This window comes from Huijunlia imazamoxiresistens (assembly GCF_037132455.1).
In the GTDB taxonomy this organism is placed as follows: domain Bacteria; phylum Bacteroidota; class Bacteroidia; order Chitinophagales; family Chitinophagaceae; genus Flavisolibacter; species Flavisolibacter imazamoxiresistens.
The window spans coordinates 122,622-136,560 of record NZ_JBBBEI010000002.1 but is presented as its reverse complement, the minus strand read 5'-3'; the positions used below and the strand labels follow the sequence as shown (position 1 = coordinate 136,560).

11 protein-coding genes are annotated in these 13,939 nt (G+C 56.8%); 3 read left to right on the top strand and 8 right to left on the bottom strand.

Annotated elements, in window-relative coordinates; genetic code table 11:
* The first annotated feature begins 40 nt into the window (after positions 1-40).
* The 3 genes from V9K67_RS02395 to V9K67_RS02385 all read left to right on the top strand — a co-directional run bounded on the left by V9K67_RS02395 (position 41) and on the right by V9K67_RS02385 (position 1,986).
* Complete coding sequence (locus V9K67_RS02395) at positions 41-487, top strand: NanQ anomerase/TabA/YiaL family protein (RefSeq protein WP_336719808.1); 447 nt, start codon at positions 41-43, stop codon at positions 485-487.
* Between the two features lie 103 nt (positions 488-590).
* Entirely contained in the window at positions 591-986 is a 396-nt protein-coding gene (locus tag V9K67_RS02390; RefSeq protein ID WP_336719807.1) for a DUF7793 family protein, read from the top strand.
* Positions 987-1,305: 319 nt separating this feature from the next.
* Positions 1,306-1,986, top strand: coding sequence for a porin family protein (locus tag V9K67_RS02385; protein ID WP_336719806.1), 681 nt, complete (start codon positions 1,306-1,308; stop codon positions 1,984-1,986).
* Between the two features lie 217 nt (positions 1,987-2,203).
* Here the strand turns inward: V9K67_RS02385 and V9K67_RS02380 are convergent, their stop codons facing one another.
* The 8 genes from V9K67_RS02380 to pelA form a co-directional block, all read right to left on the bottom strand.
* Positions 2,204-3,691 carry a UxaA family hydrolase gene (locus V9K67_RS02380; protein ID WP_336719805.1) on the bottom strand — a complete coding sequence of 496 codons (1,488 nt, stop codon included), beginning with the start codon at positions 3,689-3,691 and terminating at the stop codon, positions 2,204-2,206.
* 143 nt (positions 3,692-3,834) lie between these two features.
* Positions 3,835-5,301, bottom strand: coding sequence for a tagaturonate reductase (locus V9K67_RS02375; RefSeq protein WP_336719803.1), 1,467 nt, complete (start codon positions 5,299-5,301; stop codon positions 3,835-3,837).
* Positions 5,302-5,316: 15 nt separating this feature from the next.
* Entirely contained in the window at positions 5,317-6,333 is a 1,017-nt protein-coding gene (locus V9K67_RS02370; protein ID WP_336719801.1) for a sugar kinase, read from the bottom strand.
* Positions 6,334-6,422: 89 nt separating this feature from the next.
* Complete coding sequence (locus V9K67_RS02365) at positions 6,423-8,057, bottom strand: NADP-dependent glyceraldehyde-3-phosphate dehydrogenase (RefSeq protein ID WP_336719800.1); 1,635 nt, start codon at positions 8,055-8,057, stop codon at positions 6,423-6,425.
* 11 nt (positions 8,058-8,068) lie between these two features.
* Entirely contained in the window at positions 8,069-9,514 is a 1,446-nt protein-coding gene (gene uxaC / locus V9K67_RS02360; RefSeq protein WP_336719799.1) for a glucuronate isomerase, read from the bottom strand.
* 119 nt (positions 9,515-9,633) lie between these two features.
* Complete coding sequence (locus V9K67_RS02355; RefSeq protein WP_336719798.1) at positions 9,634-11,289, bottom strand: UxaA family hydrolase; 1,656 nt, start codon at positions 11,287-11,289, stop codon at positions 9,634-9,636.
* Between the two features lie 15 nt (positions 11,290-11,304).
* Entirely contained in the window at positions 11,305-12,804 is a 1,500-nt protein-coding gene (locus V9K67_RS02350; RefSeq protein ID WP_336719797.1) for a tagaturonate reductase, read from the bottom strand.
* A 46-nt stretch (positions 12,805-12,850) separates the two neighbouring features.
* Complete coding sequence (pelA, locus tag V9K67_RS02345; protein ID WP_336719796.1) at positions 12,851-13,930, bottom strand: pectate lyase; 1,080 nt, start codon at positions 13,928-13,930, stop codon at positions 12,851-12,853.
* Positions 13,931-13,939 lie beyond the last annotated feature (9 nt).

The window sequence follows — 13,939 nt, the reverse complement described above, 5'->3', positions numbered from 1 at the left end:
TTTTTATAAACCTTATCCCAACCTCTTAAATTCTTGAGCAATGGTTATTGATACTTTAGAAAATGCCGGCAAATACGCCAGCCTGCACCCCCGCCTCGCCCAGGCCTTCGAATACCTGAAAACCCTGGACCTGAACGCCCTGGAAGTGGGTAAGTTCGAAATCGACGGCCGCGACCTGCACGCTTCCGTTTCCTCCAAGGACGGTGTGAAGGCCGAGGACGCCAAGTTCGAAGCCCACAACAGCTACATCGACATCCAGCTGTGCCTGCAGGGCAGCGAAACCATCGGCTGGACCCCCCGGGCCAAAGTAACCCAGCCCAAGGGTGAGTTCAATACCGAGAAGGACGTGATCTTCTACAGCGACAAACCCGAAATGTATTTCACCCTGACCGACGGCCAGTTCGTGATCTTCTACCCCGAAGACGTACACGCCCCCATGATCGGCGAAGGCAACATCAAGAAATTGGTGGTGAAAGTGAAAATCTAAGTACGAAGTACCAATTACATAGTACGATATAAAGGCCCGGAGGTTTGAAGCTTCCGGGCTTTTTTCGATAGATTCTTCAGAACTGTTAGCTTCGCTTCCATCCATGACACCGATCACCCCACCCGCCGACCGTGCCGTTTTTGAAGGCGCCATTGCCACTTACTGGATCGAGGACGGCATCCTGGTTTCGCTTTCCAAAAGCCCGAAGCGGACCGTGCAAAATATTTCCGAAAACATCGCCCTGGTCCGGCAGATCACCAACAATACCAAAATGCCGCTGCTGATCTACCTGGCCCCCTCCCCCGTTCCCGATAAGGAAACGAGGCAGTTTTCCACCGAGCAGCTGCCCCATGTATATAAGGCCATGGCCATGGTGTCGAAACCCGGGCTGGCAAAGCTGATCATGAATATCCTGTTCCGCCTGAAACCGCCGCCCATACCCATGAAAAGCTTTTCGGACGACCGGGCGGCCAAAGAATGGCTGCGCCAATTTGTATAGCTTCCGAGAAACCGGGCTTTTTATTTGCAGGGATATAGGGAGCCCCTGGCTGTCAAAAATGAAACGCATATGACCAGAGAACAGGCAAGAAAAGCGGCCTTAGTCGCCGCCTCTATATTCATGGCCGTTGGCCTGGCGATCGGCAACCTCATCCGCAAAGCCTGAAGGATTACCGCTTCGCCCGCAGAGACGTTGTTTCGCAACGTCTTTTTTATTGCCCTTTCCCTTTAACATAACCTTACCGATGCGCCATTAATCATTCCCCCGCTTTTCAGTTCTCAGTATCCGGAACACCTGAAAAACGCGTTCCCACCGACACATGAAAAAGCCAAGTTTACTCCTTCTGCTCACCCTCCTGATCTCCTCCCTGGCCATGGCGCAAACCGGATCTTCCTTAAAGCCCTCCTTCGGCGTACGGGGCGGTTTGTCTTCCGCCAGCATGAAAGGCGAAGCCGTCAATAACCTCCAGGACCTGCTGGAATATGCCGACGGCAACATCACCACGCATAGCCGTACGGGTTATTTCGCCGGCGCCTACGTCAACCTTCCCCTGACCGAAGGATTGTCGGTGGAACCAGGTGTGTACTACACACAGAAAGGTTATGAAATGAGGGGCAAATTCAATATAAAAGGCATGGACTTCCTCGGCATTAACGGTAAGGCACAGCTGACATCGCAATACATCGACATGCCGCTGCTGCTGAAAGGCTCCATCGGCGGTTTCGAGATCTTCGGCGGCCCGCAGCTTTCTTACCTGGCCAAGGCCAACCTGCGCACCACCGCCGGCGCCCTGGGCTTCAACATGCTGGATAAAACCATGGATGCCACCGAACAATTCAACCGCTGGGATGCCGGCCTCACCGGTGGTATCGGCTACCAGTTCCCCTACGGCATCAACGTGAGGGCGTCCTACGACTACGGCATGTCCAAGGCCGACGCCAACAAACGCCTCGAATCCTACAACCGCTCGTTCAAAGTAGGCGTAGGTCTAAGTTTCTAGCCTCAACCTCACCCCCGGCCCCTCTCCATCTGGAGAGGGGTGCCCAAACTATAGTTTTTTCCTACAGGTTTGAAGTAGGACATAATAAAAAGAGGAAAGCCTTTTCCGATGTGGAAAAGGCTTTCCTCTTTTATAGGTCTCTCCTTACTCATAACCAGTAGGATAAGCTACTGATTTGGGCACCCCTCTCCACATGGAGAGGGGCCGGGGGTGAGGCTTACAGGGTTACACCGGTTTTGAAGATGGCGATCTCGCGGAAGCCGCCTTTCTCGTGGTGGGCTTTTTCGCCGTTAGCCACGCGAATGATCTTCTGGATAAACTCCTCCAGGGCCTCGTCGAAGGATTTGTCTTCGGCCAGCGGACCGGCATTGTAGTCGATCCAGTGGGGCTTGTTCTTGGCCAGCTCGGAGTTGGTGGCGATCTTCAGCGTCGGTATGAACGAGCCGAACGGCGTACCGCGACCGGTGGTGAACAGCACCATGTGGCAACCTACCGAACCCAGGGCCGTAGTGGCCACCAGGTCGTTACCGGGGGCGCTCAGCAGGTTCAGGCCCTTGGTTTTCAGGCGCTCACCGTACTTCAGCACATCGGTTACGTTGGCAATACCGCCCTTCTGGGTACAACCCAGCGACTTATCTTCCAGGGTGGAGATACCGCCGGCCTTGTTGCCCGGAGAGGGGTTTTCGTAGATCGGCTGCTTCAGGTCGATAAAGTATTGCTTAAAATCGTTGATCAGCGATACGGTCTTGTCGAACACTTCCCGGTTCACGCAACGACCCATCAGGATGGTTTCGGCGCCGAACATTTCCGGAACCTCGGTCAGCGTGGTAGTACCACCCTGGCTGATGAGGAAGTCGGAGAAATAACCCAGCAGGGGGTTGGCCGTGATACCGGACAGGCCGTCGGAACCACCGCACTTCAGGCCGATCTTCAGCTCGGAAATGGGAATAGGCTCGCGCTTGTCCTGGCTTACTACTGCATAAATTTCTTTCAGCAGCTTTACGCACTCTTCCACTTCGTTCTGCGCTTTCTGGCTGGAAAGGAATTTTACGCGGCTCTTGTCGTACTCGCCCAGGCCGGCTTCAAATTCGTCGATCTTGTTGTTCTCACAACCCAGACCCAGGATCAGCACGCCGCCGGCGTTGGGGTGCAGGGCAATGTTGGACAGGATCTTACGGGTGTTCTCGTGGTCATCGCCCAGCTGGGAACAACCGTAGCTGTGCTTGAACACTTCAATCCCGTCAATATCGGTGGGGTTTACCTCGGCTTTGAACTCACGGATGATCTGCTCGGCAATACCGTTGACACAGCCTACGGTCGGCACGATCCAGATCTCGTTGCGGATCCCTACTTCACCATTGTTCCGGCGGTAGCCGTTGAAGGTCAGGTTGCGCTTGGGGTGTACCAGCTCGTTCAGGGCCGGATCATAAGAATACTCAAATACATCGTTCAGCTTGGTGCGTACGTTCTGCACGTGCACATGCTCGCCCTTCTTAATGCTTACAGTAGCATAACCGATGGGGTAGCCATATTTTAAAACATCCTCGCCTTCCTGAATGTCGGTCAGGGCAATTTTGTGACCACGCTCCACATCGCTGAGCAGTTCCAGGCTTTGTCCATCCACTTCAATGGTTTTTCCTTTCGAAAGGTGTTGCAGGGCAATCACCACATTGTCGCGGGAATGGATTTTAATGAATTCCTTCATGAATTAGTGTTTTTAATATTTAAAGCTATCCCAACAATCCGGGCCGCTTGCCGGCTAAAGAATAGATACCAAATTTATCAAATACGGCTGCGTTTGCCATGCAAAAATCGTTGGAATAGCTTTATTGTAAGGTAAAAGGGTGGTTAAATCAACTCAATCGCCTTCTGCATGCCTTGCTGCTCGATGTTGATGAGATGTTTGGTCACCGCTTCTGTCAGGCCCGGAACGGCGTTCAGGTCCTGCTTCCAGTTCTTCTGGTAGCCCAGCACTTCGGTTACGATGTTCTTCAGCGAAGCTTCGCTGCCGTCGGCTTTGGCCCAGGCATTCTTCAGCAGCTCCAGGTTGCCGGCGTCATCGTTCAGGGCGATGGTCTCTTCACCGCGCTTGCCTTTGTAGAAGGCGATGGTGGCGGCCAGGGAGAAGGCCAGGTGCTGGGGTACGGAACCTTTGCGCTTTACATATTCCAGTACGGAAGGCAGCACGCGGGTTTCGAACTTCGGCCAGGAGTTCAGGGAAATGCTCATCAGCAGGTGCTTGATGTAGGGGTTGCGGAAACGGTCGATCACCTCGCCGGCAAACTGCTCCAGCTCTTCCTTGGACAGGTCCAGGGTCGGGATGATCTCTTCGAAGATGGCGTCCCGCAGGAACTTGCCCACTACGGGGTGCTCCACGGACTCGCGTACGGTATCGATACCGTAGAGGTAAGCCACGGGTACCAGGGTGGTATGGGCGCCGTTCAGGATGCGCACTTTACGGGTGCGGTAAGGCGTGATGTCTTTTACGTATTTCACGTCCAGGCCAATGGAGGGGAACGGCAGCTCCTGCTGCAGGTTCTCCGGGGCTTCGATCACCCACAGGTGGAAGGGCTCGCCTTCTACTACCTGCTTGTCTTCGTATCCCAGCTCGGCAGTGATCTCGGCAATGCGCTCACGGGGATAGCCCGGAACGATGCGGTCCACCAGGGTGTTGCTGAAGGTGCAGGCCTCGTTCAGCCACTGTACGAATCCTTGCTCGTAGCCCCATTTCTCGGCCAGTTGCAGCAGGATGCGCTTCAGGTTCTCACCGTTCTTCTCGATCAGCTCGCAGGGGATGATGTGCACGCCCTTGGAAGCATCGCCTTTGAAGGTCTGGTAGCGGTGGTTCAGCCACACGGCCAGTTTGCCGGGGAAGGAAGCCGGGGGCTGATCGCCGGGCTGGTCGTTCTCGTTAAAGGAGATACCGGCCTCGGTGGTATTGGAAATGATGTAACGCATTTCGGGGTTCTCGGCGGTCTGCAGGTAGGCGCCGAAGTCAGCGTAGGGGTTGATGCCGCGGCTGATCACGTCGATGGTGTCGTGGGTGCTCTGGGGCTCGCCGTTCACCAGGCCGCGCAGGTACAGGGTGTACAGGCCGTCCTGGTCGTTGAGCATGTCCACCATACCCCTGTCGATGGGCTGCACCACGACGATGGAGCCGTTAAAGTTGGCTTTCTTGTTCAGTTCGTGGAACATCCAGTCCACGAAGCAGCGCAGGAAGTTTCCTTCGCCGAACTGGAGCACTTTCTCCGGGTATTCACGAAAACCGGTGTACGTCTTCTTGCTTAAAAGTCTTGTCTCTGTTTGTGCAGACATAGTGTAAAGGGCTTTTTAGTGTTTGTATGCAGTTCTTAATTTCGAAACGGTGAGTACGTCCTGGCCGGTGGCGTCGCCGGGTTCCTGCAATTTGCCGAAGGCGGCTGCCGTGGCATAATCGATCAGTTCCTGGGGCGCCAGGTCTTTATACAGGCCGTAGATGATGCCGGCCATAAAGCAGTCGCCGCTGCCCGACCGGTCCACCACCCCTTTGCAGGTAAACTCATCAGAGCTGTACAGCTGCCCGTCCTTGAACAGGGTGGTGTAATAAAGAATATCGTTGGCGTTGCCATCGAAGCGGAAGGTGTTGGCGACCACCTTCACCTTTGGAAATAGGTCGATGATCTCTTTGGAGGTGGCTTCCGAATGGTCGAGGTAGGCCTGCTTGGTGCCTTTCTCGTGGATCTGGGGGTCGATGGTCGTTCCCAGCAGGGTATTGGCCGACCAGATGTTGCCCATCACCACGTCGCAGTATTGCACCAGCTGCGGCATGATCTCGATCGGTTTTTTGCCGAACTTCCACAGGCGCGAACGGTAGTTGAGGTCCACCGAGATGGTGATCTTGCGGCGGGCGGCCGCTTCCACGGCCTCCAGGCACACATCGGCCACGTTCTCGTTCAGCGCCGGCGAAATGGCGGAAAAATCCAGCCAGTTCACGTCCTGGAATACCTTGTCCCAGTCGATCATGCCCCTTTTCAGCTGCGAAAAGGCGGAATGTTCGCGGTCGTACACCATGCTTCCTTTGAGGTCGGCGCCCCGCTCGAGGAAATAAATGCCGATGCGGTTGCCAGCGTACAGGATGGAGGCGGTGTAAATGCCTTTGTATTCGAGGTAATGGATCACGTGCCGCGACATAAAGTTATCGGGCAGCACGGTACAGTATTTTACCGGCAGGTTCCAACCCGCCAGGGCAGTGGCTACGTTGGCCTCGGCGCCTCCCACATAAACCATCATGGGATTTTCCGCCAGGGCATCGTTGGCCGCCGGCGAAATACGCAGCATCAGTTCTCCGAAACAACAAATTTTATTCATGGAATAAGCGTCAATAGAGAATGGTGAATGGTGAATCGTTGCAGTCATCAGGCTCGGGTAAGTTCACCATTCACCATCGACCATTCACGTTAAAAAATATAGCGTGTGCTTAAAAAGTTCGAGCTTTCGCTGTGCACAATGTCATTGATCAGTTGCTTGTTCTGCTCGGTCAGCTTCGTGGCCACCAGCGAACGGATCGAAAACGACCGCAGCGCATCCACCACCGACAACGTCCCTTCCGCACTGTCCTTGCGCCCCGTAAACGGAAACACGTCCGGACCCCGCTGGCACTGGCAGTTGATGTTCACCCGGCTCACCTGGTTCACTACCGGGTCGATAATCGAGGCCACTTCTTCGGTATCGTTGGAAAATATGCTCACCTGCTGGCCGTGCGTCGAATCGATCAGGTACTGGATCGGCTCTTCGAGGTCCTCGAAGGGGATCACCGGGATGATCGGACCGAACTGCTCCTCGCGGTACAGCTTCATTCGGTCATTGACCGGGTACACGATCGCCGGGTACACGAACGAAGCCACGCTGTCGCCCCCGTTCTCGTTCACCACCTGTCCACCGTTGATGATGGCATCATCGATCAGCTCCTGCAGGTAGGCGGGCTTGCCCGGCTCCGGCAGCGGCGTCAGGCTGACGCCCTTCTCCCACGGCATGCCGTATTGAAGCTTGCCTACCGCTTCCTTCAGCAGTTCCAGAAACTCTTGGGCGATGCGCTGGTGCACGTAGATAATCTTTAAAGCCGTGCAGCGCTGGCCGTTGAAGGTCAACGCACCGGTAACGGTTTCCTGAACCGCCAGCTTCAGGTCGGCATTTTGGGTGATGATGGCCGCGTTCTTGGCGTCCAGGCCCAGAATAGCCCGCAGGCGGTTCACCTTGGGGTGCAGCTTTTTGAGCTCGTTGGCCACCTTGGAAGAACCGATCAGGGTGAGCACGTCCACCTTGCCCGACTGCATCAGCTGCGGCACGATGGCATGGCCCCGGCCGTAGATGGTGTTGACCACGCCTTTGGGGAACGCTTCCTTAAACGCTTCCAGCAAAGGATAGTGCAGCAGGGTGCCGTGCTTGGGCGGCTTGAACAGCACGGTATTGCCCATGATGATGGCGGGGATGAGGGTGGTGAAGGTTTCGTTCAGCGGGTAGTTGAACGGTCCCATGCACAGCACCACGCCCAGCGGCGAGCGGCGGATCTGGGCCACGATGCCCTGCTCCACCTGGAAGCGCGAGCTCTGGCGGTCGACGTCCTTGAGCGCATCGATGGTGGCATAGATGTACTCGACGGTGCGGTCGAATTCTTTTACGGAGTCGGCCCAGGATTTGCCGATCTCCCACATGATGAGTTTGACGACGATGTCCTTTTTGAGGATCATCTTGTGGGTGAACTGCTCGACGCATTTGATGCGTTCGGCCACGCTCATGGTGGGCCACTGGCCGCGGCCGTTGTTGTAGGCCTGAACGGCGGCGTTGAGGGCTTGGGTGGCCTCCTCCTGGGTGCAGATGGGGTAAGTACCGATGAGCTTGCGTTTGAGGCCCTCTTCGGTGCGGATGCAGATGGGGGAATACACTTCGTGTACCGGGCCGTTCCAGGGCTTCATCTCGCCATCGGAGAGGTATTCGCGCTGGTGGATCTCACCCGGCAGCGCATAGGCTGCCGGGATCTGATCCTCCGTTACGAATATTTTTTCCAACTGTTCCGAAAATCGGATGGTATGCATCTTCTTCGTTATTAGATGAGGATGGAAGCTTTCTGGTTCACGGCAGCACCTTCGGTCTGCCAGCCAAAGTAGTTTTTGGCGTTGTTGAAGCAAATGTCGCGTACCACCTGGCCGGTCCAGTCGATATCGTTGGGCAGCTCGCCGTTCTCGATCTCGTTGCCCAGCAGGTTGCACAGGATGCGGCGGAAGTACTCGTGGCGGGGGTACGAAAGGAAGCTGCGCGAGTCGGTGAGCATGCCCACGAAACGGCTCAGCAGGCCCAGGCTCGACAGGGCGTTCATTTGCTTGATCATGCCGTCCTTCTGGTCGAGGAACCACCAGCCGGAGCCGAACTGGATCTTGCCCGGAACGGTACCGTCGTTGAAGTTGCCGATCATGGTGGCCATCAGCTCGTTGTCGGAGGGGTTCAGGTTGTACAGGATGGTCTTGGCCAGCTGGTTGTTCTGGTCCAGGCGGGCCAGGAACTTGGCCAGGGCCTGTGCCTGCGGGAAGTCGCCGATGGAATCCCAGCCGGTATCGGGGCCCAGGATACGCTTCATGCGCAGGTTGTTGTTGCGCAGGGCCCCCAGGTGGTATTGCTGCACCCAGCCTTTTTCCCAATCCCAGGTGGCGAACACCACCAGGAGGGCGGATTTAATTTTCAGGTTTTCTTCCAGCGACAGCTGGCTGCCGGAACGGATCTTGTTGAAGATCGCGTCGATCTCGGCATCGGTATAGTCTTCGGCATACACCTGCTCCAGGCCGTGGTCGGAAACCGAGCAGCCCATGGAGGCGAAGTAGTCGTGCCGCTGTTTCAGGGCGTCGAGGTATTGGGTGTATGAGCCGATGGAGGTGTTACTAACCGACTCCAGTTGCGCTACATAAGCGTTGAAGCCGGCGGCGTCGTCCACATTCATGGCTTTGTCGGGGCGGTAAGCGGGAAGGATCTTGACTTCGAAGCCGCTTTCCTTGATCGCTTTGTGGTGCTCCAGCGAATCAATCGGATCGTCGGTGGTGCACACCACTTTCACATTCATTTTGCGCAGCAGGTTGCGTACCGAGTACTCCTTCGTTTGCACCTTGGCGGTACACTCGTCGTAAATTTTACGGGCGGAGTCGGCGTTGAGGATGTCGTGCACGTCGAAGTAGCGCTGCAGCTCCATGTGCGTCCAGTGGTAGAGCGGGTTGCGCAGGGTGTACGGCACGGTAGCGGCCCACTTTTCGAATTTTTCGTAGTCGGACTTGTTGCCGGTGCAATAGCTTTCGTCCACGCCGTTGGAGCGCATGGCCCTCCACTTGTAGTGGTCACCGTACAGCCAGATCTGGGTCAGGTTCTCAAAATTGAGATCCGCTGCGATCTGGTCGGGCGGCAGGTGGCAATGGTAGTCGATGATCGGCATTTCTTTGGCAAACTCGTGGTACAACCGCTGGGCTGTAGCTGTCTGAAGCAAAAAATTTTCGTCAAGAAACTTTTTCATATAAGATGCCTTCCCCCGGCCCCTCCGGTGAAGGGGGAGTTGGGGAACACCCCGGCTTAGGGGTGATTTGTTTGGGTTAAAAAAAAATTTACTAGCGTAGCAATCGTTAAGCAAAGAGCTTACAGGCTTACCCCTCTTTTCCAGGGGATAAAATCGTCTTGTCCGTGGCGCACGGCGCTCACCTCGGTTTCGCCGCTGGCGACCCCGATCAGGTATTCCAAAATACGTTCGCCGGCCTGCTCGATGGTTTCCTGCCCTTCGATGATGGTGCCGGTGTTGATGTCAATGATGTCGTGCATCTTCCTGAACAGGGCGGTATTGGAGGCCACTTTCACCACGGGGGTGATGGGGTTGCCGGTGGGTGTGCCCAGGCCGGTGGTGAACAGCACCACGTTGGCGCCGGAGCCCACTTCCGCCGTGGTGGATTCCACGTCGTTGCCGGGGGTGCACAGCAGGTTCAGCCCGGGCTTCACCACCGCCTCGGGATAATCCAGCACATCCACTACCGGCGAAGTACCGCCCTTCTTGGCGGCGCCGGCCGATTTGATGGCGTCGGTGATGAGGCCGTCCTTGATGTTGCCGGGCGAAGGGTTCATGTCGAAGCCCGAGCCCGCCTCCGTAGCGCGCTGGCTGTAGGTGCGCATCAGGTGGCCGAAGCGGTGGGCGATGTCCACGTTCACGCAGCGGTCGCTGAGGTCCTGCTCCACCCCGCAGAGTTCGGGGAATTCCGACAGGATCACGCGGCCGCCCAGGGCGACCAGCAGGTCGGAGGTATAGCCGATGGCCGGGTTGGCGGAGATGCCCGAAAAGCCGTCCGATCCGCCGCACTCCAGGCCGAGACAGAGGTGGCTCAGGGGAGCGGGCTGGCGCTGGATGCTGTTGGCCTGTACGAGGCCGGCAAAGGTTTGCTTGATGGACTGGGAGATCAGCTCGGCTTCGGTGCCGATCTTTTGCTGTTCCAGGATATAGAGGGGCTTGCTGAAGCCGGGGTCGCGCTTGGCGATCTCGTCCTGCAGCATTTGCACCTGGGCGTTCTGGCAGCCGAGGCTCAGCACGGTAGCGCCGGCCACGTTGGGATGGGTGATGTAGCCGGCCAGCAGCCCGCAAAGTGCCTGGGCATCCTGCCTCGTACCGCCGCAGCCGCCGGTATGGTTCAAAAATTTGATGCCGTCCACGTTGGGAAACAGGCGGGTTTTGCGAGCTTCCTGCTGTTGGGTGGCCACGTCGGCCGACAGGATAGCGTCCACGCTGCTGCCGCTTTTATACAGGTCGATCAGCTTCGATACCTCCACCTTGCTGGCATGGGCGCGTCCATAGCCCAGCTCGTTCACCAGGGCTTCGCGGATGACGTTGAGGTTGCGGTTCTCGCAAAACACCATGGGCACGACCAGCCAGTAATTGGCGGTGCCCACCTGGCCGTTGGGGCGGTGATAGCCCATAAAGGTGCGGTCGCGGTATTTGGCGACGTCGGGTTGGGGCCAGTCCAGCTTGCGGGTATCGGTAACGGCAAAGCTGTTGGCGGCATGTTTGAGGTTGGAAGTACTGATGAGACCGCCTTTGGCGATGGGGTGCTGGGCTTTTCCCACGAGCACGCCGTACATGGTGACGGGGTCGCCGGGCCGCAGGTCTTCGGTTACGAATTTGTGTTTGGCAGGGATGGAATCAGTAAGCACGTATGAGGATCCGTTGTACGAAACGGTTTCCCCCTTCTCCAGGTTGGCCAGCGCTACAAGGACATTGTCGTGGGGATGCACTTTGGTGACACGATGGTTCATACGCAACGATATTTATTAAGTGAACTGATGGATTACATTTCTTGCGCCTTCCCTCATCAGCAGTTCCAGTTTCCGGGAAACCGATTCACAAAACCCGGGCAATGCCGCCAGGTCTTCTCCCCAAAGGGAGGTGTTGCTCAGTACCTCCCTGACGAATTTATGGGGGGCTAAGTTATTCCAACTTTTCATAACGGCCCCGGCCATTTTATCGTTCAGCAGGTATTCCCGGTCCTTGCACTGCCCGTAAGAGCGGCCACCCTCCTGCCGTACCGGCCTGGTATACAACAGGTAAGCGGCAAATCCCAGGGCCAGGCGTTCGGGTACGGATTGAAATTTTTTATAGTGTGCCAGCAGCACGGGAATGTTCCGTGTCTTCATCTTGGAGGTGTACTGCTTGCAGATGTCCTTCCAGTGGTGCTGCACGTGCGGGTTGCGGAAGCGGTCCAGCACATTTTTGCCGAAGGCACCGGCCTCACCGGCATTGATGTTGTAGGGCAAAGCGGGTACCAGTTCGTCCAGCATCAGCCCCGAAATAAAGGCTTCCATGCCTTTTTCCTCCATGGCCTGCTGCACCGTGTCGAAGCCGGCCAGGAAGGCCAGGCCGCAGCAAAGGGTGTGGGTACCGTTGAGCAGGCGCAGCTTCAGCTCCATATAGCCCGTAATGTCGGGTTCGATGACCACGTTGGTGTCGGCGGCGGCAAAGGAAAGCACCTGCCGTACCTCTTCGCTGCCTTCGATGGCCCAGAAGCGGCGCACCTCCGACAGGGTCAGCAATTGGTCGGAATAGCCGAATTCGTTTTCCAGGACCGACTGCATTTCACCGCCGGGCTCGTTGGTCACAATCCGGTCCACCAGCGAATTGCAAAAATGGTTATGGGTTTCCAGCCACTCCATGAACTCCTCTTCCAGGCCGTTGAGGTGGGCCAGCTCCAGCACGATAGATTCCAGCAGCTTGCCGTTGTCGGGGATGAGTTCGGTGGGAACGATCACCATACCGCTTTTGGCGCTGCCGTCGAAGGCACGGAACCGTTCGTATAAAAAGGCCAGCAACTTGCCCGGGAACGAAACCGGGGGCCGGCGGCGGATATCTTCATTCACCAGCTGGATGCCCAGCTCGGTGGTATTGGAAAGGATCACCTGCATGCTATGGCTGTGGGCGCACTCCAGCACCTGCTCCCACTCGTCGGCGGCACTGAGCACCCGGCTGATGGAGGAGTTGATGATGTTTTCTTCCACCCGCACGCCGTCTTCCCATCCGCGGACGCAGACGGTGTAGAGGCCGTCCTGCTTTTCAAAAGCGGCGGAATCGCCCTGGCCGTTCAGCTTAACGCCCACGATCCGCCCGTTGAACAGTCCCTGGCGGTTGGCCTTGTCGATGAAGTAGTCGGGCAGCCCGCGCATCGAAGCACCGGTGCCGAACTGCAGCACCCTTTCGGGCAGCTCAAATACCGACTCGTCCGGTACGATGAGCCCCTGCTGCTCTATGTTTTTTAAGGTGTAACGAGACAATACCACGGGAGGATGAATAAATGATGAGTAATGAGTGTTCCCTTCCTAATTCCTAATTCCCAATGAACGAATTCCCTTTTGCCACTTGTTTATTGCCCGCCGCCTGCTTCTTCTGCCAGTTGGGGTACTCCTTGTCCAGCAGCTTTTGCGCCCAGGTGCCGTACCAGGCGTAGCCGATGCGGCGTTCGTGTTCGATCTCGGCCACGGACCACTTCTTCACGCCGTCGCGGCCGCAGAAAAACGGCTTGCCGGTCTCGATGTCATAAAACCGGGCCCAGAGCACGCTGCCCGCTTCCGGAAGCACCACGCGGTCCTTTCCTTTGGGCAGGGAGGCGTCGGCTATGTCGGCATATTTATACCCCTCGATCTTTACCGAGCGCAGCCAGTTGACGGCTCCTTCGATGGCGGCTTTTACGTCGGCCGAAGGCTGTTCCACCTTCATTAAAAAGTTCACGATGCCCACGCTTTCCGCGGCGCTGATACAGGGCAGCTCAAATGCCCGTGCCTTGGCCGGCTGCAGCGTTTGGCTGTCGTACTGGGTGCACCAGGCGGTCAGCTTTCCGTTTACGGTCAGCTGGGTTTTCAGGATGCAGTCGATTGCTTTTTCAATGGCCTGTTGTGCCGGCTGTTTCAACGCAGCGTCCACCACCTCAAAGCCCGCTGTGGCATGGGCCGCATCCCACAGAACGTTCAGCGCGTCGATCATGGCGTTGTCGTTGTAGGTCACCTGGCTGCGATACAGGCTGATGTCCGGGTAATATTGGGGAAAGCCGCCCTTGTTGTTCTGCATGGTCAGCAGGTAACGGATGCCTTTTTCGGCCGCCTGCAGGTAGGCCTTGTTGCCCGTTTGCCTGAAGGCGGCCACCAGGTGGCGGATCTCCTTGGTGGTAGCGTGGTTGTCGATGGTGGCGTCCTTGCCACCGGCACCGGCCTGCACGCCGGCCTTTTCGGCCGGCGTCAGGGTTTTGGTGTAATCGACTTTCTGGCCGTTGATCTGCTTGGGCCAGCCACCGACGTTGCGCTGGTGCAGCAGCATGTTGTCGGCCAGGGCGTCCTGGGCCCGCACCGTTGCGGAAAGCAATAAGGCCACGGCTGCAGCCGCCAGGGAAATAGGTTGTTTCACCTTATTCATGAGGTGTAT